1 protein-coding gene is annotated in these 1407 nt (G+C 37.1%); it reads left to right on the top strand.

Features of this window, described 5'->3' with window-relative positions:
* Positions 1-773: efflux RND transporter permease subunit (locus ACOVQ4_RS20335; protein ID WP_421822438.1), on the top strand; the 773-nt coding region annotated here is incomplete at its 5' end.
* Positions 774-1407 lie beyond the last annotated feature (634 nt).

The raw sequence follows: 1407 nt of genomic DNA, 5'->3' as shown, positions 1-1407 counted from the left end.
TCCGTAAGTCTGAGCAAGAAATTCGCAATTTAATGGTGCCTTCGATGAGCGGAACTAAAATACCTATCAAGCAAATCGCCGAAGTTAAAACGTTGACAGGCCCAAGCTTGATTTTCCGTGAAGACACCAAGCGTTTTATCGCCGTAAAATTCTCTGTTCGTGGTCGTGATATGGGTAGCACCATTGCCGAAGCACAACAAGAAGTGAAAAAGGTAGTGCCAAATCTTCCAAAAGGATACGATATGAAATGGAAAGGTGATTTCGAAAACCAGCAACGTGCTTCTAAACGTTTGGCACAAGTAGTACCAATTTCGATGATTGCGATTTTCTTTATCCTATATGTAATGTTCGGAAGTTTGAGAGATGCAGGTTTGGTATTCTCCAACGTGCCATTTGCGATTATTGGTGGTTCGGTAGCCTTGCTGGTGACGCATACCAATTTCAGTATTTCGGCAGGTATTGGTTTTATTGCCTTATTTGGGATTTGTATCCAAAATGGGGTAATTATGATAGAAGTATTCAAGGAAAATCTCCATAAAAAAATGTCACTGCTCGACTCGATTACCGAAGGTGTCAAATCGAGGGTTCGTCCAGTAATGATGACTGCCATGATGGGTATTTTTGGGATGTTGCCAGCTGCTACTTCATCAGGTATCGGTTCGGAATCTCAAAAACCTTTGGCTATTGTAGTAATTGGTGGGATGATTGGCGCAACAATTTTGACGCTCTTTATTTTCCCATTATTCTACGAAAGAGTGTATAGAAATAAATAGAAGTGAGGAAAGGATACACTTTCCTAGTTTTTCTAAAAATATAACAAGCGTTTTAGCTTAAAGAGTAAATAATCTATTTGTCTGTTTAGGAATCGCTGCCGGCTATGCTGGCAGTGATTTTTCTTTTTTACAAAACAAAATTACTTTAAAAACTCTAATTTTGTAAGCTTAATCAGGAAATGGCTGTAGACCGTCTTGTGCATTAGGATAATCAATCAGATAAAACCACATGTCGTACGAGCGTATCTACTTATAGGCTATTTTTGATAAGTGAATTATGAAACTTTGGTTATACTAAGTATTAGTGCTGAATTATGAGTTGTGAATTGTGGATGTAAAATTTTAATTATCAATATCTTACATCTCCAATTGATTAAATCTTATTTTGCACGATTACTTAAGTTAGTGGGCAAAATAGAATTTAATTTTTGTGCCTAAGGCATTCAGGTATCAGCTTTCGGCGGTGGGCTTTGGAAAAAAGCATAGCTGTGGTTAATAAAAATATTTTAACACTCTGTGCCTTGTGCCTGTTGCCTTGTCCCCAAACACATAACTTAAATCTTATTCTGCACGATTACTTAATACTCAAGAGCATTCTCAAAATCTAGCAATTACATCAATACCATAATGGCAA

The sequence above is a fragment of the Flectobacillus sp. genome (assembly GCF_049240685.1).
In the GTDB taxonomy this organism is placed as follows: Bacteria; Bacteroidota; Bacteroidia; order Cytophagales; family Spirosomataceae; genus Flectobacillus.
The sequence above is the reverse complement of the archived record's forward strand: the minus strand, read 5'-3'. Positions and strand labels throughout refer to the sequence as shown.